This is a genomic window from Stappia sp. WLB 29 (genome assembly GCF_023507705.1).
Taxonomy (GTDB): domain Bacteria; phylum Pseudomonadota; class Alphaproteobacteria; order Rhizobiales; family Stappiaceae; genus Stappia.
Genome location: NZ_JALBGD010000006.1, coordinates 12,177 through 31,348 on the forward strand (window position 1 = coordinate 12,177; position 19,172 = coordinate 31,348).

The window sequence follows — 19,172 nt, forward strand, 5'->3', positions numbered from 1 at the left end:
TGTGGTGGTGGTCCCGAATGAGCCTATCACAGGGCGGGAATCGATTGCATCTTTGGCCTCCAGTTTGGCCCCCGGCCCATCGCCCGAGGGCGGCAGCGCGGGCACCCAGGCGTGCTCAGCAGGGCCGGACAGGGAACCGCTGACCTGCTGGACCGGATCAAGGCCGAAGGCGCGGTCGACGAAGCTCTGGGCAATCGTCCACAGCACGCGCAGCATCTCGTCCTTCTTCTCGTCGGGCAGATCGAGATGGTCGACATGGCGGCGGTAGCGGGAGAGATCGAGATCGCTCATTGTCCTGTCTCCTCAAACCGGTCGGACCGGCCAGCGCAGGGCGCGCGTCCAGAACCCCGTGTCAGTGTGGTGGAGACGCGGCGCGAGCCATGGACGAGCACGACCGGCGAGCGGGACATCGTGTCCCGCGCGCGATTGCCGATGATCGTCTCTGCCCTGTGGTGCCGCATCTCCATCTCCGTTCAGCGGTCGTAGCTCATGCGGGAGCGGCGCTGATAGCGCGGCGGTGGACCGTCGCTGTCCTGCTTGATGCCGTCGCCGGCCCCGGTATCGCGCGCGGCGCGGGTGTAGCTGCTGCGGGTCGCACTCTCGCCGGCAGAGCCGGCGGAGGCACTGTCGCCACTGCCCTGGCGGGTGCGCCGGGCAGTGCGGCTGCGGGACGTACCGGAGGCGCCATTCTCCTGCCGGCGGGCTTCGGCTTCAGCGCGCTCGGCCTCGATCTGAGGACGGTAGAACTCTTCCTCCAGATGCTTGCCCCACTCATAGAGGTCGGCCTGTTCCGCCGCCTGGAACTCCTCGCGCATCAGCCGCTTTGCCGCCGCATCGGTGATGCCGAGAGAACGGGCCAGCGCTTCGCCCTGATGGGCAAAGGCCCGGTGGAAGGTGATCTTGTCGCCAGTCTCGATCATCGCGCCGACGCCAAGGGCGTGCTCCAGCGCCTGCTGGCCGGCTTCCTGTGGCAGGGCCTCCTCGCGGGCGACCAATTCCTCGCGCAGCTGGTTCATCGAGCGCCCGGTGCGGGAGCGGAAGAGATCGCGCAGGATCGTTTCCGCCTTGGCGGTATCGAAGTTCTCGGTCCGCGCATAGGCATGGGCGTAGTCGGCAAGCTTCTCCTTGAAGGCGCCGCTGCGCAGGATCTCGCGTTCGAGAATGCGGGTGATGGTCACCGCCTCGTCGAACTGGGGATTGCTGAGCAGGCGACCGGAGAAGCTGGCGCGGGCCTGCAGGAGGCGCTCCTGCTCGGAAGGCGCGTTGGGGTTGGCATTGGGGGTCTGGTTGGAGTTGATGCTGTTGGTCGACATGTCCTGGTCCTTTCCGTTGGGTGTGTCTGTCTTTGGCGTCCTTTGCTGCGTTGGTTTGTTGATATGCGAGAACATATCCGGAACATAGGACAATTGTCCTATTTGAAGCAAGGATTACGCGCGACAGATTCTTTCGTTTTATTTGCGATAACAGGGGCTTGGCTGGCACAGGCAGCGCGTTGCGGGCCGGCCGCCCTCAAACGGCAGGGCCGGCCGCGACGTGCCGTGCTAGCTGTCGCGCCGACGAACCCAGCCGCCGCGCCGCTCCATCGCGGGGGAGCGGGTGCTCGCCTGCGCGAAGGTCTCGCGCGGCGATACGGAGGCCGAGGTCTCCCGCGCCGCCTGGCGCTTGAAGCCTTCAAGCGTCCTGCGCTCATATTCGGTGATGCGCATGAGCCGCCGCTCATGGGCGATCTCCACCTGCCTTCGCGCCTGGCGCAGAATGGCATCGGGCGAGAAGCGGTCCTTGCCTGCCCAGGGTGGCTTGAAGTCGCGGGACCTGCTTGCCGCCTCGTCGATCAACCGCCGGCGTGCTTCTTCCACGCGGGTGTCATAGCGTTCGGTGTAGAGCCGTTCCTCGCGGGCGCGGACCTTGTTGCAGCGCTGTCCAAACTTGCGGACATCGCTCCAGTAGCGAGTCGTCTTGAGCGCCATTGCGTCCTTGCGCAGGCTTGCCACTTCAAAACTGCGACGCAGCACCTCTTCGATCGGCAACTGTGTCGGGATCTTCTTCTCGGTCATGGCCATTCTCCTGGGGTTCGGAGGACAAATTTGCGTCGTGGCGACACGATCCGGCACACTGTCGGCATGGTGTTTTTTGAAGATCGTGACGATGTGAGGGAGTGGCTCGCGCCCTTGGATTTTGAGGCCTTCTGGCGCGAGGTGGCGCTGTTCGAACCGGACATCGAGCCGCGCGAGATCTGCGAGGCGGACATTGCCTCGGGCGAGGTCGATGAGGCGACCGTTCTGGAGGTTCTCAAGCAGATGGTATGGCTGGAACTGTGCGAACGGTTCCACCTGCCGTGGCGCGACCGGGCGCCCTGGCATTCGAAGTGTTCGCTACAGTGACGGGCCGCATGCCTCACGCGGCTCTGGCCGGCCCGCCTCATTGCGCGCCCCCACCGGGCTGCGTCTGCCGGAAGACGATCAACGGGCAGCGGCCGTCCGTGGGGTTGAGCAAGGCTGCGCTGCCATGGAAGCCGATATAGCGGCACTGCGTGTAGTAGCGGGCACTCCAGTCCCAGCGGTCGGCGCCGGATGTCACATAGCTGTAGGACCACAGGAGGTGCGGCAGGCCGTGGGTGCTGTAGCCCCACCACAGGAGGGTGGCCGCGACCAGCCAGAGCGCGTGGCCGGGACGCAGCAGGCGCGGCGGCCTGGGCCGGCCATGGTGATGCGGGGATTGCGGGCTCATGGGCGTGTCTCCATCTTGCGAGGGTCAACGGAAGGTGTTGGGGCCGTCGGCACGTGCGGGCGTACCCGCCGGTCGCGTGGGCTGTTGCCGGGGCGTGCACCGGGCGTGCACCGGGCGTGCATTGGACTTGCACTGAGCACCAACGCGCCTTGCTGATCGCAACAGTGCGGCAGCGCATGCCGTCGTCCGGAAGCGGTCGCGCATCACCCGTCCCTCGCGATGACCACGCGCGGGTCCGGCGGCAGCCGGCCGCCCTCCAGCGGATTGGCGGCAAGCTCGAAGCAATAGGGCGCGAACTGGTTCTGGTAGAACTTGCGGCAGTGGATGAAGCCCACCCCGTCGACCTGCAGGATCTGCTCGTCTGGCGGCAGGCGCATCAACTCGTCCGCCGTGAACACCCGGCCCTGGCTGGTCGAGTAGTTGCTGTTCCAGCCGCTCTGGTTGCTGGTCAGCCCAAGCCCCGGCGAGATGACGATGGTCTCGCCCATCGCCCTGGAGATGCGCTCCGCCTCCTCATAGTTGGAGAACTTAAGGTACTGGATGATCGAACAGTTCTCCTCCAGCAGAGCGGTCTCCTTCTCCCCGTATTTGCGGACGATGTCCTGGCGCGACTGGGCGATGAAGTGCGAGCGGGCGCCGAAGGCCCGCTGGATGGTCACCCGGTTGAGCGCATCCCTGAGCGGTGCGTTGCAGAACTCGTCCAGAATGAACTCCGACCTGCCCGCCCCGTGACGCAGCTGGGCGTTCATCAGGGCAAGGAAGTGGAGCGCGTAGAAGGGGCCGAGCCGATCGGTGAAGCGGGCCGGATTGACGAAGCAGACCACGGCGCCTTTTTCGATCAGCTCGGCATGTGTGGCTTGTGCCAACCGTCCGGCATTCTTGAGCGGACCGGTGGCAAAGATCTTCAGGGAGGTGAGAGCCGCCCGCATGTGCTGGGAATAGTGTTCGGGATTGTCCTGCTTCATCTCCAGCAACTGACGGGCCGATGCGCTCAAGCTCGCATCGAGACTGTCGGCGGCATCGCGCAAGGCCCGTGCCCATGTGTCCGGATCGGCGAGCAGCGCGGCGAGCGCGCCTGGAAAGCACCGGCGCGGGTTGAGCTCCAGCAGGATGAGGATGCCGAGCGTCAGGATCTCCCGGGGAGCTTCCCGCCAATAAAAGTTCTTCTGGTCGTCCGACGGCTCCTCGATCAGGGCGTGGACGATGTTGGCGAAGACGAAGGGCAGCTGCTCGGGATCGACCTTCAGCGCATGGACCGCCGCGCCGAACGGGTTGAGGGCGATCCGTGCGGGGTTGTCCTCCCCGAGCGCGGCGAACTCGTCGACGATGGCAAAGAGCCGCCCGTGCTTGCGGCACATCCCGCCGACCTGCGCCGCGATCTCTCCGTCCTTGCTGTCCGAGATGAACACCGCCCTGGAGGTGTCAGCGAGCATCGACATCAGTGCCGGTACCGAGACGCAGGTGGTCTTGCCGCCGCCGGCGGCAGCCAGCGTCAGCGAGGAGCCGGCAGTCTTCGGCTCGAAGATCGGCCGGCCGTCGAAGGTCAGGCCGAGAATGCGGCGGCCGATCATGTGCTCGGGAATGGGCACCGCCTGATCGTGCGGCCCCGACGTACGCTTCAGCCAGCGCCGATATTGCCGCTTTTGGTGCCTGATCCAGCGACGCAGCCGACGCGAGAGATCGGATCCCGTCCAATGCGGCGGACGGTGGTGGAACGGCGTAGTCATTCGAGCATCCCCGCCTTGCGCAACGTCTCGTGATCTGCAAGCGGGGCCGCCTTTTGCGGCGTGCCCTGCATGAGGAAGCGGTGGACCACACGTCGGCGCTGCCAGGAGGCACGAAGGCTCCCAAGAGCGGCGATCAACGAGGCGAGCGACCCCATGCCGAACAGCGTGCTGGTGACGGCAAGCCCCCACCATTGCGGGCTGGTCGGCCAGATCGCCCAGGCGCAGCCGCCATAGATCACCGCCGCCACCATGCGGGCGTTGAACGCGGTCGTCTCACCGAGGCTGGCATCGCGGACGGATACAGTGGGATCGCCGGGCATCCGGTCGCTGGCATGGTTGCGTTGCGTGCGGGCGGTATCGGACATGGTCGGCTTGAGCTGTCTCATGCCCCGTCCTCCCGGCGCTCGCCGCGTGCGGCCATCGCCATCTCCACCGCCTGCCGCACACGGCGCAGCGTGGTGATCAGGCCGATATTCGAGGCGACCTCCTGGTCCCTCAGGGCAAGGCTGTGCGCCTTGAGAGTGCCCACCGTCAGCGATGCGATCAGCGCCGCAATCCCGAAGGCGCCGACGAAGACAAGCTCCGCCGGCCACAGATAGCGGTGGAAGGCCACCGCAAAGCCCGCCAGCCCCAGGGCCGGCGGCAGCAGGAACAGGGCGAGCGGCCGCTCGACCGAGATGTACTCGATGCGCTCCAACGCATAGCTCTTGCGCGGCGTGCGCAGGATCCGGTCGGTGACGAGGAAGCCGCCGCCGGCAAAGCGCACCGTCTCGCCGGCTCGCGCAAGATTGGCGCCACCGGCAGGCGCGCTTGCCTGCATCTCGGGAGTGTCGTGGTGGACGCGGAGGCGGTTGGTCACGACGCACCTCCCGCCTGCCGTTCGCAGGACCCGGCGCGCGCCGCCTGCGCCATGCGGCCGGCAAACCCGTCGATGGAGGCCGGGCGATAGAGCGTCAGGCTGCCGGTATAGAGCGCCCAGTCCATCCGCGTCTCGGCAATGGCCACATCGGCGATGCAGCCGCAGATGTCGTCCGAGGCGGCGAGCCGGCTCGCCGTGCGTGTCAGCACCTGATCGCGCGAGCGCTGCCAGGTCTCCATCGCCGCCTGCTTGCTGCGCTCGTAAGCACGGCGCGCGTCCGCGACCTGCTGGCGCGGGTCGAAGTCGAAGACAGAGCCAAGACCGCCCGGGCCGCTGTTGGCGGCATCATAGGCCCAGTCCACCAGCGGAATGCGGAGCATCCCTTCGGCCAGGATGAGAGCCTGTTCCGCCGCATAGTCCACCTGCGGCAACGGCAGCGCGGCGAGCTGTTCCTCGCCCGCCCGTGCCGCCAGCGCCGCCACATTCGCGGTGCAGGCCGGCATATGATCGGCCGCCGCGACCCGTTCCGCCAGCTTCGGGCCGATCAGCACGTAGTTGACCGCGCCCCAGGCGAGGCCTCCGGCAAGCAGCGCCCGAGGCACGACATCCGTCAAGATATTCGGGATCATTCCTGTCTCCAGTTCAGGTCGATTGGGAGGGGGGAGAGGGTCAGGGCTGGCCGAACCCGTGGTTGTCGCCGTCATCGCGGGGATCTCTCCTCGCATCGGCGTTGCGACGCCCAGGGCGGCGGTCCTTCCAATGACCGTTGCCCGTACCGTTGCCAGCGCCGCTGCCGGCACCGGTCACCGGCGTGCGCGCGGGCCTGCGGGACGTCTCGATCTCACCGCGCTGGCTCAGGGTCTGATGAACGTCCCAAGACAGCGCCCAGAACGTGTAGGCCCACAGCACCAGCGGCAGGACGAGATCGACCACGGCGGCGATGGCCGCCACCGGCAGGAAGTGGCCGATATACGAGAACGTGTCGGTCACGCCGGTCTTGCGGGGGAAGGCCGGGACAAGCTCGTCCCGCTCCTCGGTCGAGGCGGCCAGAGCCGTCAGGGTCGCGCCGTGACGCGACAGCAGTGCCGACAGCCGGGCTTCCGCCTCCGGGCGCTCGGGGATCGAGACGCCCGAGCGCAGCTCACCCGCATAGGCGCGGATCAGCGGCAGCGGCACGCTTTCCTTGAGCTCTCCCAGCGCCTGCCGGATGCGGCTGTCGATCCCTTGCGCCCTGGTGCGACGCTCGCGAAGGTCGCGCTCATCGTCTGCAAGCGTCTCGTCGAGGCTGGTCAGAAGCGTGTTCAGCTCCTCCAGGAGTGTCTGGCGGGCGACCTCTCCCGCCTCCACCTGCCGGCCGATGCTGGCTGCGCGCCCTGCCTGTTCCTCGGCAATCCGCGCAACCGTGCCATAGCCGCCACCACGACCGGAGAGGCAGGCAGAGGCGATCTCGCAGTCGGCCTTGGCCTTGAGATCGCCGACAATGGCGCGGATGCCGGGTGCGATCCGCGTTGCCTCCGCTGCCGCATCGCTGCGGACCGTCACATGGACGCGCATCGCCGCCGCGTGCTGCTGCAACTGCAGCTCCGCGACGTCCTTGTAGGTGAGGCCCGAATAGGTGGCGCTGAACAGGCCGCCGCCCACCATGGCGATCGAGGCAAGGCTGATGACCGCCGCGCCGACATAGCCCTTGACGGCAAGCGGGGCGCCGCGATCGATGGCGAGCCGGTTCACCGCGAAGGTCACGAAGGCGGCGCTGACCGTCAGGGTGACGACCTTGCCGATCGCCACCAGCCCGGTGCCATCCACCAGATTGGGCATGCCGACCCCCAGCATGAGGCTGCTTCCAATGGCGGTACCGAGCAGTGCGATGTCGACAAGGGGGCGCTTGCTGCGTGCGGGCAATTTGACAGGGGCGGGACTGGACACGGACGTCATGGGAAGCTCCTTCTCAGCTGGCATCGAGGGGAAGATCGCAGGACCGGCAGGCAAGCTGCGCCGTGGGGCGAGCCCAGGCCTTCAGGCCGCAGCCCCGGCAGACGAAGCGGGTGCGGGTGTTGCCGGACGGCGAGGTGCGAACATCCCCTGAAGCGCGTGCGTCCTCATCAAGAAGGAACGAGCCTCGCGCAGAGGCCTTGTCGCGCCAACGCAGTCGGAAGCCCGATGCCAGAAGCTCCGCGCAATCGAGATCGAAGGGGCCACCCGGCGCAATCTCGAACGACATTGCGTAACCGGTCTTCTTGCCGGTCGCCCTGGCGATCGGGGTTAGCCCGACCTCGTCCATTTTTCGGGCCCAACGCAGACCGTGATAGGCGCGCGCTCCACCGCTCTTGTCGCCTCGCTTTATTCGGTCCCAGAGGCTGACCTGCGCGCACAGGATTGTTGCCAGGACCTGCCGTTCGTCGGCCTGGGCAAGCAGCGGCAGGTTAAGGCTGATCTCGTGCGCCTCCACGCCGTCCACCCGGGTAAAGGCATCCTTGCGCAGCATCGTCGCGCCGTCGCTACGACGATTGAAGGTGATCACACAGTTCGGCAGGGCACCGTCGAAGAAGCGTTCGTTCAGGAACGCATAGGCCGTGTCAGGATCGGCATACGCCTGCTGTGTCGGCGTGTCGGCATCCGCATTTTTGGGCTGTACAGTCGAAAGCCTGTTTTCCTGGGAGAAGGGCCTCAGCCACTCTTCGAATTGACGGTCCTGTTCCGACATGGCGCTACCTTGCAAGCCTCCGACCGGGGATTGCAGGACGCTAACTCGACCCTAAAAGTAATTGTCAGGTACAAGGCAGGTAGGAACGGGTAATACGAATGAATGGGAGCTTCGACTGGCTGAACGCCTCGACGCAAGACCGCAAGAAACTCTACAGGGTGATGTCCAAAGCCCGCAAGGCGCGCAACTGGACCCTTCATCGCTTCCTCAAAGAGACGTTGGGAGACCATGTTCCGCTCGGAACTGACTACGAGGCGAATGCAAGGGCCGGCAGAATGGCGCGCAGCAAATGCGGGCCCATCCACGACTGGCTGCGCGCCAACCACCCCGCCCTTTGCGCCGAGCTTGACCGCAAGCTCAGTCTGGCGTCGCCGCAGCCCCGCTCACGCTGGCTGGATCTGGTTGAGACCGAAGGCCAATATCTCGGGCTTGAAGTTTTGTCTCTGCCTTCAGCCTCGCTTGGGATCGTCACGCTGACACGCCTGACGCCGATCGCCGACCAGCGACTTCGTCTCGGGGACCGGTTCTGCTTTCGTCTCACGCCGCCCTTCGCGGGCCACGTCATCGCTTTCCAGAATGTCGCGCACAGCTGGCACATTCTGCCACTGTCCACGAAAGCAGCGAACGCTCAGGTCGGTAACGCACCCACCCTGTTGCCGCGCGGCGCCGGCGATGACGAGCCGGAACCCTTGCACGAGCTCAACGACGAAGGGCTCCACCGCTTCGTGTTCCTGATTACAGCAAGGCCATGCGCAGTCGATAGCATTGTCGGCGCGCCTTTTGGGACGCAGCTTCCAGAAGCGCTCCTCGACGAACTGGCCGCCCGCTATCTCTCGCTGGAGATCGGAGCGCGCGTGCTTCTGCGCATAAATTTGCTGTTCCAGCCTTAACTGCCGTCCGGGGGCGCGAACCGGTAGAGTGCGAGCTCCGGCCGCAGCTCGGTCAATCTGGCCTGCAGGCGGGCGAGTTCGCCCGAGGCCTCCGATCCCTTGAGGTCGCGCATCAGCTGCGCCGTCCGATCCATTCCGGGAATAACGGCGGCGATCCGGTCGAACTCGCTCTCCACGCTCGCCTGCACCGCCTGGTCCTCATCAGACGTGAAGCGCTGCCGCGACAGCCCGAGCATGTTCTGCAGGCGCAGGTAGGGAGCCGGGTGCGACAGGCCGTACCGGGCATCCATGAAGTTCTGAAACTCTTCGAACAGCCAGGTCATCGCATAGGCACCAAAGAGCGCCAGTCGTTTGCGCAAGCCGATATCGAAGTTTGCGAAGCTCTCGAAGTTTTCCCGTCCAGTCGCCTGTACCTGCCAGCTTGCCCAAAGTGCCGCTTCGTCGGCATCGAGTTCCAGGGCGCGCAATGTGTCGCTACGCTGATCCGTTCGTTTGGCGAAGGAGGCGACCCCCAACGGCTCGGCGACCTCGTGCAACCGCAGCGCAAGACCTTCCGCCTGCACGTAGTCGACGTGACCGTTGAAGCAATGCGCATATTCGTGGAACCAGACAAAGCGCGCCATCAGGAAGCCGAGATAAAGCGAAGCCGCGTAGCGCGTATCGTCGGTTGGTGTCAGCATCTGGCTGTGCTCGGGAGCCACCTTGCCGCCGTCGAGCGTGAACCGCAGAAGCCACATACCTGGGACGTCGCCGTCAGGCAGCGGCGCGCTTTCCGCTGGCGGGTCGCCCACGTCGCGGAAAAAGTCCTGCTGAGTGAAGCAGAACATCGAAAATTCCTGCAAGGCGACGAAAAGCGGCGTGTAGATAGCAACCAGATGCGTCCCGTCGGCGCGATCCGCCAGCGCGTTGGGCAGCATGATATCGACGAAACCCGCGAGTACCCGGAGCCGCTCTCCAGTGCCGTTACGCCAGTCGTGAATACCTTTGAGCTGCTGCGCAAGGCTCATCAGCGACATGCGGAACGTATGGTTCCGCATGTCTCCATCCCAGACATCAAGCGCAGTAGCACCGAGGCGCACGCCCACCGATTGCCGGAAATTGGCAAAGGAATCCGCCAGCTGCGCCTCCAGCGGATCGGTGGTCTCGTCGGAAGGATCCGGCATGATGGTATCCGGGCGGGTTTACGAGCAATACATGCCTCAAACATCCTTCACGACTTCCCGCTCCGCAAGGCGCGTTTGAGGGTAGCAACATGCACGCCGTAGCGGGCCGCGATGGCTTCATGCGACTGCCGACCGGCCTCCAGCAGCGTGCGAGCCCGGGCAACCTGCCGCGCGCTCAGCTTGAAGGGGCGGCCGACATGGATGCCGCGCGCCTTGGCCGCCGCCATGCCCGCCTTGGTGCGCTCGCGGATCAACTCCCGCTCGAATTCGGCAAGAACCGCGAAGATACCCACAATCATGCGCCCGTCCGCGCGGGTCGTATCGATCATCGCACCTTGTCCTGTCAGCACCCGCAAGCCGATCCCGCGTTCGCGCAAATCCTCGATCAAATTGACCAGGTCGCGCAGGCTACGGCCCAGCCGATCCAGTTTCCAGACCACCAGAACGTCACCTGCCTGACAGCATCGCAGCGCTCTGGAAAGTCCCCGGCGGCTGGTGTTGGTGCCTGAAGCCTTGTCCGTGAACAGCCGGGTACAGCCGGCGGCTTTCAGGGCATGCAGTTGCAGATCGAGATGCTGGTCATCGGTGGAAACTCGGGCATAGCCGATATGCGTGGAAGGCGGCGTCATTCAGAGGCAAGGCGCGGGTTGGTGCGCCTGTGAGGGCGCCGGACGAGGACAAAAGGGTTCCCTTTCGGTCGCCTCCCGCATCGATCATGGCCTCCATGGTGCGAGGCAACAAACGGGATTTTTCTCTGTATCGATTTTTGTTTTTGTTTGCATGATCAATTAAATATGTGAGAAAATCGAATTTATATAAGGGAACGCTTTTATACAACAGGATTATGGCACGTAACATTTACAGATATATTTTGGTTGCCTTGTGCATCGCTGCGAGTCTCGCTCTTTATCAGCTTCACCATCGCGGCGTCATTGCGCAAATCGACCCGTTGACCGCCCTGTGGCTGGGATTGGCCATCGTTTTACTGATTGGCGTCGTCATCGGGGCCACCGCTGCCTGGCTGTTCCTGCAACTCAAGCCGCCCCCGCAGGAGCAAGCCGATGCCCGTTGATACCTCGTTCTCTCGCACCCAGTCCGGCAACGTATTTTTCGCCCTGTTCGGCGCTGTCGGTCTTGTCGGGGTCATCGGCGCGGCGTCGATGACGATCCTGAAAGGGCCTGTCGCGGGGATGCAAAAGGTCACCAAATACACGGTGGCGGAAAACGCGATGATCGCGGCGGGGCGCTTGTCGATCGTGGCGGCGAACGCGGATTGCGACGATGACGGCGTGAACGAGCCGCTGGAATGGGCCGATGCGGGCGCGGAACCGGCGCCGTCCGGCGGGGGGCTGATTCCCTCGACCATCGGCGCGGCGAAACAGGACCCGTGGGGCAACACGTACGGGTATTGCGTGTGGGACCACGGCGCGGCGATTGACAATGCGGGATGCGGCGGCGCGTCCCAGAACCGTCTGGCCGGGGATGCGGATATTGAGAGCGATGCGGGCGGGATTGTGATTGCGCTGATTTCCTCGGGGCCGGACCGCGTGTTCCAGACAAGCTGTGGCGATGATCCGGATTATGTGACCAAACCATCGGGCAGCGACGATATCGTCCTGACCTATACCTATGGCGAGGCGAGCGACCTGGCCGGCGGCCTGTGGCAGCCCAAGGGCGATGAGACGGCGGAAATCGCGCGCGACCTTGAAGTATACAGCGCCGCCGATCCGAACACGCAGATCTTCGGGCTGGATTCCGCGTCCGATCCGACCAAGCCGTCGATCAAGGTGGATTTTATCCAGAAGCTTTCCGCCGGTGCGTCCGGCGTGACCTTCCTGTCCGACCTGCTGGTCGATGGCGGCAAGGTCGGCATCGGGACGAGTAGTCCAACTCGCAAACTTGAAGTTCAGGCAGGAAATGATCATCTCGCCCGCTTTACCGGGACGGTTGACGGATCTTCCTACTTGGAACTTCATAACAACGGCGCAGCAGCGAAAGGCATTGGCTTAGCTTTGGGGAGCGGGGCTTCGGCAGAAGCCTATCTTCGGTACAATCTTGCCAGTGATAGCTGGGAAATCTATGCAGGCGGTGGAGGGACCGGCGATCGGAAAATGGTGATTACGGCAACAGGCAACGTCGGCATCGGGACGACGTCGCCTGCCGACACGCTCGACGTCAACGGGACGGTCATCAGCCGGGGCCAGCGCGCGCTGGCGATGCTGGGTGATGTCGACACGGCCAAATGGCTGATGCATCTGGGTGCGTACGACCTGACATTCTACAGCGATCACGGCAACGCGACCAAGCTGACCTCGGTCGCGGACCAGACCATCTATGGCCGCACCTTCCGCCCCAAGGTCAAAATGACCGAAACGGGCAATTTTGAGGTGTCCGGGAGCATCGGCATCGGGACCGAAGCGCCGGCGGCCAGGCTGCATATTGACGGATCGGGAGCCTTAATCGAGATAGATCGCCCGGCCGGACAATATGGGTACACGGAATATTCAACGGACGGCAGCCGCCGGTGGCATATGGGGATCGGTAATGCCGCCGAAAGCGGATCGAACGTCGGCAGTGATTTTTACCTGAACCGTGCGGATGACAGCGGTACTTATATTGATACGCCCCTGTTTGTGAAAAGAAATACCGGCAATGTCGGGATCGGCACGCTGAGTCCGGCTTACAAGCTGGATGTCTCCGGCGAAATAACGGCAAGAGGACAGAACGCGTTCCGCCTTCGACAAGCAAATTATTCGCTTATTTTCCGCAATGATAACTCAAACACCTTTTTGCTGCTTACCAATAATGCTGATCCTGATGGTTCATGGAATACGCTGCGGCCGCTTGCCATCAATAATGCCAGCGGCGATGTCACCCTTGGGCACACGGCGCTCAACGTTCGGCATGGAGGCGATGTCGGGGTGGGAACGTTTTCTCCCTCGGCCAGGCTTGACGTCGCGGGGACGGCGGAAATCAACGGCCAGCTGGATATGGTCTCGAACAAGATTGTGAACGTCGCCACGCCGACGGCACTGAACGATGCCGTGAACAAGGCCTATGTCGACACGGTGGTTGCGGGCGCGGCGGACGATCTGGGCAACCACACGGCGACGGGTCATCTGAATATGGGCGGTTACCGCATTACCAACCTCGGCACGCCGACCACCGGCAGTGACGCGGCCACGCGCGCCTATGTTGATCTGGCCGCCGCCGGTGCCGCCGATAACCTTGGTAACCACACGGCAACGCAGACTCTGGCAATGGGGGCGTATGGCATCACCTCTTCGGCGGGAACCATCCGCGATGGAAACGGCGGATGGGTGCGCACCTACGGCAATACCGGATGGTACAACGGCACGCATCAGGGCGGCTGGTATCTGACCGATACGACGTGGCTGCGATCTTATAACAACAAGAGCATCCTGACGGGCGGTGTTGTGCGTGCCGATAACGGTTTCCAGGTGGACGGGGTGACGGCCATTTCCGGCACAGGCCAACTGAATGCCGACAGCCAGACCATCACCAACGTCGCCGATCCCGTCAATGCGCAGGACGCGGCTACCAAAGCCTATGTCGATGCGAACGCGGGGGGCGGTGGAGATCCTCCATTTATTGTGTGTTCAAATGAAAATACAGACGGTGATGGGATAGGTGATATTGCCGCTTGCGCTGAAGCGGCAACTTTGGGTTTGGGCAGTAATGTTATTGGAACCACGAACTATTTCCCTGTTTCCTGTTCTATAGGGGGACAATATAGAACAGGAGCATTTTTTCAATGGGATGGTATTACGTGGCGAGCTTGGAATGCTTCGACTTATCAAAATTGCGTGGATGGAACAATGATTGTTGGTAATCGTACAGCGAGTGGCGGCAGTGGGGGTGGAGGATCATCTACATGTCTTTCTGGCTTTACTGCTATTGGGAAGCTTGGTTGTATGCAAAATGATGAAAATGGCGCAGGAACATGGATTTCTGCAAATGATACTTGCTATAGCAGTTATGAAGGGCGCTTACCAAGTCCAGGTGAGTGGTATATTGCGATGAACAATTACATATTATCTAATGAAACTGATGATTGGGAATGGGTGGATGGTAATTATAGCGGAAATGTAAGGCAGCTTGCCGGTTCTTCCGCTATTGCAAACACAAGTTATGCTACCCAAACAAATTCTAACGCTTATCGATGCTTTGTGCCGTTTTAAATGCAAGTCCGGCATCCGGAGGCACAATAACTATTGCGCGCCCACGGCGCGCTTCGCGCCACTTGCAAGGTGTGCCTGTATTACAGGCGTCCTTGCCAAGGGAGGCCCGCTGCGCGCCTCCCGTTGGATCCCTCCCGGCCAGGCGCTGAATGCCAGTCGCAGTGAGACACTTTCGGGGCGGAGTCAGAGACGCTAAAGAACGTCATCGCTTTGCGGGTCTGTCGACCGCCTGTCTATACCGCGCATCTCACGCACTTCGGGGTTGCAGCATCAATCTCGAGCCGGCGCATACCGATAAACTCACCGCAATCGAGACAGTAGCCGAACTCTCCGTTTTCCAGACGATCCAGAGCCTGCCTGACAGCAACAATGCGCGCCCTCCGCCGTTGTTCGACAGCCTTCGCCATCGCCTGAAGCTGTAATGCGTCCATGCGAGAGAGGCGACCGACCGACTGCTGGTCAAGGTCTACTGGCCGGCGATCAGCGTCAGTCGCCTCGGACCGGCGCTCAATCTCCGCCTGTTCCGCTTCGAGGCGAGGCCTAAAGGCCGCTTCCAGCTCTTTGTCGTCAGGGTCCATCGTCCTATCGGAACAGCACGACCGGAATCTTGCAAGAGCGGATCATCTCTGTGGTGGTCGATCCGATAATCATTGCACGAATCCGGGAGTGCCCATAGGCGCCCATGACCAGAAGATCGGCGCCCTCGCGCTCCACTGCATCCGTAATCACCTTATCAGGCTGGCCGGACGCCAGTTCGATAGACACGGTGTGCCCACCGGCTTCCAGCGTGGCTCTCGCATCTTCCAACCTTCGGTTGGCGTCCTCGCTCTCTGGTCCGGCGGTGAGAACGTGGAAGTCGAGGCCGGCGAAAAGTGGTGCTCTTGCGACATGATCGACGGCGCGCATCGCACTTGGCCCGGCATCATAGGCAATCAGCACCTTGCGGATGGGATTGAACGCCCGCGATGCGACAAAGACCGGCTTGTGGGACGAGCGGACAATACGTTCCAGGTTCGAGCCCAGATGCATTTTTGCAAAATCGGCAGCTTCGCCGCGCTTGCCGATGACAATGCCGCGTGCGTCACCTTCGGCCTCGATGACCGTCTCGACCAGGTCCCCGTTCCGCAATCGTGTGGTCACATGTTCGACGCCTGCGGCCCTCAGCATCGCTTCTGCATCTTCAAGAAGCGCCCGTCCGCGCTTCTGAGCCAGACGCGCGCGCTGCTCGTCGAGTGCGGTCAACTCCTTGAGCAGGGCCGAACGTGCGCCCAGTGCAATGGCACCAGATAGATCGGACCCCGCCGTCTCGCGGCGCCCAAGGACGTGGAGCACCTCGACCGGCGCCCCAGTGCGCTCCGAAATCCAGGCGGCGTGGTCGCAGACGCTCTTCGAGTAGATGGAGCCGTCTACCAGGGCGATTAGTTTTTCTGTCATTGGATCCTCCCTTGTCTCAGTGCGCCAGCAGCTTATCGAGCGCGCCCGGCTTATCGTGAATGGCAAGCTTGTCGACCAGGGTTTCACTGGCTTCGTTCATGCCGACAATGTCTACGTCCGCCCCGTCCCGACGGAACTTCAGGATCGCCATGTCCAGTGCGGCTACACTGGAAATATCCCAGATATGGGCGCGGCTGACATCGATGGTGACCTTCTCGACCGCTTCCTGGAAATCGAAGGCGGCCATGAAATTTTCGGCCGAAGCAAAAAATAACTGGCCCTCCACCACATAAGTACGATGTCGGCCGTCGGTGCTGAGCGAGGCGGTAACCCGGAACAGCTGAGCGATCTTCCATGCGAAGAAAATGCCTGACAACAGCACCCCGATCAGAACGCCGATCGCCAGGTTGTGCGTAACAACAACGCCAACCACGGTGGCGAGCATAACCAGAGACGAAGATCTCGGATGGTCTTTGAGGTTCTTGATCGACGACCAGCTGAACGTGCCGATCGAGACCATGATCATGATTGCCACCAGCGCAGCCATCGGGATCTGGCTCACGAGATCACCGAGCACCAGAATCATGAACAACAGGAAGATGCCGGCCGCAAAACTCGACAAGCGTCCGCGTCCGCCAGACTTCACATTGATGATTGATTGACCAATCATCGCACAGCCGGCCATGCCACCGATAAATCCGGTGGCGGTGTTGGCAATGCCTTGGCCAATGCATTCCTGACTGCGATCCGAGGGCGTGTCCGTGAGATCATCGACAATCTGCGCCGTCATCAGGGACTCAAGCAGACCAACTACCGCAACAGCCATCGAATACGGCAGGATGATCATCAAGGTCTCAAGGGTCAGTGGGATGTCCGGAATGAGAAAAACCGGCAGTGTATCGGGCAGTTGGCCCATATCGCCGACAGTGCGAAGCTCGAAACCGAACAACATCGCCACACCGGTCAAAACGACAATGCAGACCAACGGTGAGGGAATGGCCTTGGTCACATAGGGAAAAAGGTAGATGATCGCGAGGCCGGCCGCGACCATGACATATGTTAGCCAAGGCACGCCGACCAGTTCCGGAATCTGCGCCATGAAGATCAGAATGGCGAGGGCATTGACGAAGCCGGTCATCACCGAGCGCGAGACAAACCGCATAAGCATACCGAGCTTCAGTACGCCTGCGGCTATTTGTATAAGGCCCGCGAGAACCGTCGCGGCCAGAAGATATTCGAGGCCGTGATCGCGAACCAGCGTGATCATGAGCACCGCAGTGGCGGCGGTGGCGGCCGAGATCATGCCGGGGCGCCCGCCCACGAAGGCGATAATCACGGCAATGGAGAAGGATGCGTAGAGGCCGACTTTTGGGTCGACACCTGCGATGATGGAGAAGGCGATCGCCTCCGGGATGAGCGCAAGCGCTACCACCAGTCCGGAGAGCAGGTCACGGCGCATATTGCCGACCCATTGGGCACGGTAAGCAGTCAGAGAGATCATGCAGTTCCAGGGGGATAGTCAATAACCAAACCAGCGTCCCGTTAGAGCAAGGGGGCGCACCGATGTCGGTATCGATTTAGTTATCCGGCGGATTGGCGGCCGGAAGAGCCACCCGGATTTGCACCGGGTCCGTATGAATGATTATCCCTTACCGCAACTCGATATTGCATTGCAATATTTAAATTGCTCAGTGTTTCGTTTGCCGCTATCGCGCGCGTGTGGATTAGTTTCAGCGACCAATTGAGGATTGTAATAATTCCTGGTGAATATTCGCACCTTCTCGGGGTGACCGCTTCAATTTATACCGCATAGATCGCCCGATCATGTCGGATGTATTTAGGTGGCGAACATTACGAGGAATTTATTTACATCATCGCAGGGAGGCGCTACATCCAGTTTTTTCGCGCGAGCTGACACGATAGTGGGTTCCGCATGCTCTTGCTGATCCGCTTTGAGCGATTAAGGAAACACGTCAGGACCTGAAGGAGAAAGCGGAAGCAATGGCGTTGATTGCGCAGTATTTTATCCCGTTCATTTCCTACCCTTATACCGGTGAGACGATTGACTGCGATCTGTGCGGCTGCCCGGACCATAAAGTGATCTGTCGGCACGATCGTCGTTTCAAAAAGCTGCAGACAGTGGCCTGTTTACAATGCGGGTTGATGCGCACCAATCCGATGCCGACCAAGGCGGAGATCGAGGAATACTATTCCAATGTATACCGCCTGGACTACGGGCTGACATTGTCGAGACCGTCGAAGCGGCACCTGAACCGCTCCCATGATCAAGCGAAGTCGCGCATGGAATTGCTACGACCTGTGCTCAAGCCGGGCGCACGCGTCCTCGATTTCGGTTGCGGCGCCGGCGTGTTCCTGCACCACGCCAAGACAGCAGGCTACGAAACACTAGGAATCGAACCTGGCTCCCAATTCGCGAGCTTTGCTCGTGATGAACTCGGTGTGGAGGTTATCAATGACATCTGGGAACAAGTCGAACTGCCCCACAACTTCGACGTGATAACGGCGGTGGAGGTGCTTGAACATTTGCGCCATCCGGTTCTGGCCATGCGTTGGCTGGCCGACGCGCTGGCCAATGACGGCATACTTTATGTCACCGTTCCGAACATGCTGCCTTCGAAAAAAGAGACTTTCCGCCGCTTTCATTTCGCGCATCTATACCAATTCACTCCGACGACGCTGACATGGGTGGCGGCGGCGGCCGGTCTTGAACCGGATCCTCGATTTGAGCCGAACGGGACGCGTATTGTCTTTCGTAAGACGGAAAAAGGTCCGTGTTTGCCGGATTTCAATCTCAACTATGGCGAGGGGATGTGTGAGCAGTATGCGCACGCTTCCGTATCACAATACCTGTTAAGCGGTCGCTGGCTGAGATCTATGGGGTCACGCCTGACCAAATCGATACGCGATACAATACGCTAGACGTTCGATTGAGTTTCTAAAAGGCTGAGTCCAGCGCCTCCTTCGGACCGGGCTCTATCGCTTGGGGCCGCGCCCCTCGCGACCGAACCCCTTGCCGGGTGCGGCGGGTTTCGGCCCATGCGGGTGACGATCCCTGGGCGGGAGAGTGGACGGCCGCAAGCCGGCCGGCATGTGGTTGTGATGGTAGTCTTGTCGTTCGGCAGGCGGCCTGTGGCCGCCTGAGTGATGTTGTCCTGCGCGCTGGTTGCGCGCGTGATCCCCTTGTTCCAGCTTGCACCGACGGCGGGGCTGTCCGCCAATAGCCGAAGTCCGGGCGGGCCCGCTCCTTCGCCGGGTGCGCTTCGCTACCCGTCTCCCGTGTGGCCCGGACCGCCTGACGCGCCGTTGCACGGTTCGTCTTTGGCCGCCCCGCCTTTCGGTACGACCGTCCCTTGCGTCGCCGCCGCCCGCCTGTCGGCGGCGGCGATGTTTCTGTTTGTCTGGTTTGGGGACGCTCGGCGCTGGCCAGGGGTTCATGCGCGGCCCT

The 19,172-nt window shown here is 62.2% G+C and carries 19 protein-coding genes and 1 other annotated feature; of the genes, 5 read left to right on the forward strand and 14 right to left on the reverse strand.

All coding sequences use genetic code 11. The annotated features are described in order from the left end of the window. Positions 1 to 473 precede the first annotated feature (473 nt). Together MNI96_RS12810 and MNI96_RS12815 are read right to left on the reverse strand one after the other, a co-directional pair. The gene (locus MNI96_RS12810) at positions 474 to 1,313 is read right to left on the reverse strand and encodes a hypothetical protein (RefSeq protein WP_249693699.1); all 840 of its coding nucleotides are present in this window, start codon (positions 1,311 to 1,313) and stop codon (positions 474 to 476) included. A 228-nt stretch (positions 1,314 to 1,541) separates the two neighbouring features. Then, complete coding sequence (locus tag MNI96_RS12815; RefSeq protein ID WP_249693700.1) at positions 1,542 to 2,054, reverse strand: hypothetical protein; 513 nt, start codon at positions 2,052 to 2,054, stop codon at positions 1,542 to 1,544. 114 nt (positions 2,055 to 2,168) lie between these two features. Here MNI96_RS12815 and MNI96_RS12820 point away from each other — a divergent pair, with 114 nt between their 5' ends. Then, positions 2,169 to 2,381 (forward strand): hypothetical protein, encoded by a 213-nt coding sequence (locus MNI96_RS12820; protein ID WP_249693702.1) that lies wholly within the window; start codon positions 2,169 to 2,171, stop codon positions 2,379 to 2,381. Positions 2,382 to 2,418: 37 nt separating this feature from the next. Here the strand turns inward: MNI96_RS12820 and MNI96_RS12825 are convergent, their stop codons facing one another. The 7 genes from MNI96_RS12825 to MNI96_RS12855 form a co-directional block, all read right to left on the reverse strand. Beyond that, positions 2,419 to 2,727 (reverse strand): hypothetical protein, encoded by a 309-nt coding sequence (locus tag MNI96_RS12825; RefSeq protein ID WP_249693705.1) that lies wholly within the window; start codon positions 2,725 to 2,727, stop codon positions 2,419 to 2,421. A 203-nt stretch (positions 2,728 to 2,930) separates the two neighbouring features. Continuing rightward, a complete protein-coding gene (locus MNI96_RS22000) occupies positions 2,931 to 4,316 on the reverse strand; it encodes a type IV secretory system conjugative DNA transfer family protein (protein ID WP_249693707.1) in 1,386 nt (461 codons plus the stop codon). A gap of 134 nt (positions 4,317 to 4,450) precedes the next feature. After that, on the reverse strand, positions 4,451 to 4,840 hold the full coding sequence (locus MNI96_RS12835) for a hypothetical protein (protein WP_249693709.1): 390 nt from the start codon (positions 4,838 to 4,840) through the stop codon (positions 4,451 to 4,453). Next, positions 4,837 to 5,313, reverse strand: coding sequence for a hypothetical protein (locus MNI96_RS12840; protein ID WP_249693711.1), 477 nt, complete (start codon positions 5,311 to 5,313; stop codon positions 4,837 to 4,839). The genes MNI96_RS12835 and MNI96_RS12840 overlap by 4 nt, the downstream gene beginning before the upstream one ends. Then, positions 5,310 to 5,942, reverse strand: coding sequence for a hypothetical protein (locus MNI96_RS12845; RefSeq protein WP_249693713.1), 633 nt, complete (start codon positions 5,940 to 5,942; stop codon positions 5,310 to 5,312). Before MNI96_RS12845 ends, MNI96_RS12840 begins: the two co-directional genes overlap by 4 nt. 40 nt (positions 5,943 to 5,982) lie before the next feature. After that, positions 5,983 to 7,146, reverse strand: a complete 1,164-nt coding sequence (locus MNI96_RS12850; RefSeq protein WP_249693715.1) for a hypothetical protein — start codon at positions 7,144 to 7,146, stop codon at positions 5,983 to 5,985. 115 nt (positions 7,147 to 7,261) lie between these two features. After that, the gene (locus MNI96_RS12855) at positions 7,262 to 8,017 is read right to left on the reverse strand and encodes a hypothetical protein (RefSeq protein WP_249693717.1); all 756 of its coding nucleotides are present in this window, start codon (positions 8,015 to 8,017) and stop codon (positions 7,262 to 7,264) included. Between the two features lie 98 nt (positions 8,018 to 8,115). On the opposite strand from MNI96_RS12855, the gene MNI96_RS12860 reads away from it, so the two are divergent. Beyond that, positions 8,116 to 8,907 (forward strand): hypothetical protein, encoded by a 792-nt coding sequence (locus tag MNI96_RS12860; RefSeq protein WP_249693718.1) that lies wholly within the window; start codon positions 8,116 to 8,118, stop codon positions 8,905 to 8,907. Here the strand turns inward: MNI96_RS12860 and MNI96_RS12865 are convergent. Further along, positions 8,904 to 10,070, reverse strand: coding sequence for a hypothetical protein (locus tag MNI96_RS12865; RefSeq protein WP_249693719.1), 1,167 nt, complete (start codon positions 10,068 to 10,070; stop codon positions 8,904 to 8,906). The two genes, MNI96_RS12860 and MNI96_RS12865, sit on opposite strands and share 4 nt — an antisense overlap. Before the next feature lie 47 nt (positions 10,071 to 10,117). Beyond that, positions 10,118 to 10,699 carry a recombinase family protein gene (locus MNI96_RS12870; RefSeq protein WP_249693720.1) on the reverse strand — a complete coding sequence of 194 codons (582 nt, stop codon included), beginning with the start codon at positions 10,697 to 10,699 and terminating at the stop codon, positions 10,118 to 10,120. Between the two features lie 215 nt (positions 10,700 to 10,914). On the opposite strand from MNI96_RS12870, the gene MNI96_RS12875 reads away from it, so the two are divergent. Together MNI96_RS12875 and MNI96_RS12880 are read left to right on the forward strand one after the other, a co-directional pair. Further along, entirely contained in the window at positions 10,915 to 11,142 is a 228-nt protein-coding gene (locus MNI96_RS12875; RefSeq protein WP_249693721.1) for a hypothetical protein, read from the forward strand. Beyond that, on the forward strand, positions 11,132 to 14,272 hold the full coding sequence (locus MNI96_RS12880; protein ID WP_249693724.1) for a phage tail fiber protein: 3,141 nt from the start codon (positions 11,132 to 11,134) through the stop codon (positions 14,270 to 14,272). The genes MNI96_RS12875 and MNI96_RS12880 overlap by 11 nt, the downstream gene beginning before the upstream one ends. 233 nt (positions 14,273 to 14,505) lie before the next feature. On the opposite strand, the gene MNI96_RS12885 is transcribed toward MNI96_RS12880, so the two are convergent. From MNI96_RS12885 to MNI96_RS12895, 3 genes are read right to left on the reverse strand one after another with little or no spacing between them, the layout of a single operon-like run. Then, a complete protein-coding gene (locus tag MNI96_RS12885; RefSeq protein WP_067217562.1) occupies positions 14,506 to 14,850 on the reverse strand; it encodes a TraR/DksA family transcriptional regulator in 345 nt (114 codons plus the stop codon). Positions 14,851 to 14,854: 4 nt separating this feature from the next. Continuing rightward, on the reverse strand, positions 14,855 to 15,706 hold the full coding sequence (locus MNI96_RS12890; RefSeq protein ID WP_067217560.1) for a universal stress protein: 852 nt from the start codon (positions 15,704 to 15,706) through the stop codon (positions 14,855 to 14,857). Positions 15,707 to 15,722: 16 nt separating this feature from the next. Beyond that, positions 15,723 to 17,207: a SulP family inorganic anion transporter gene (locus tag MNI96_RS12895; protein WP_067217557.1), complete on the reverse strand. Its 1,485-nt coding sequence runs from the start codon at positions 17,205 to 17,207 to the stop codon at positions 15,723 to 15,725. 78 nt (positions 17,208 to 17,285) lie between these two features. After that, positions 17,286 to 17,341: a sequence feature (sul1 is cis-regulatory element that is thought to sense ions involved in sulfur or methionine metabolism; They are found in Alphaproteobacteria), on the reverse strand. 366 nt (positions 17,342 to 17,707) lie between these two features. Here MNI96_RS12895 and MNI96_RS12900 point away from each other — a divergent pair. After that, the gene (locus tag MNI96_RS12900; protein WP_249693727.1) at positions 17,708 to 18,646 is read left to right on the forward strand and encodes a class I SAM-dependent methyltransferase; all 939 of its coding nucleotides are present in this window, start codon (positions 17,708 to 17,710) and stop codon (positions 18,644 to 18,646) included. Positions 18,647 to 19,172: the final 526 nt, after the last annotated feature.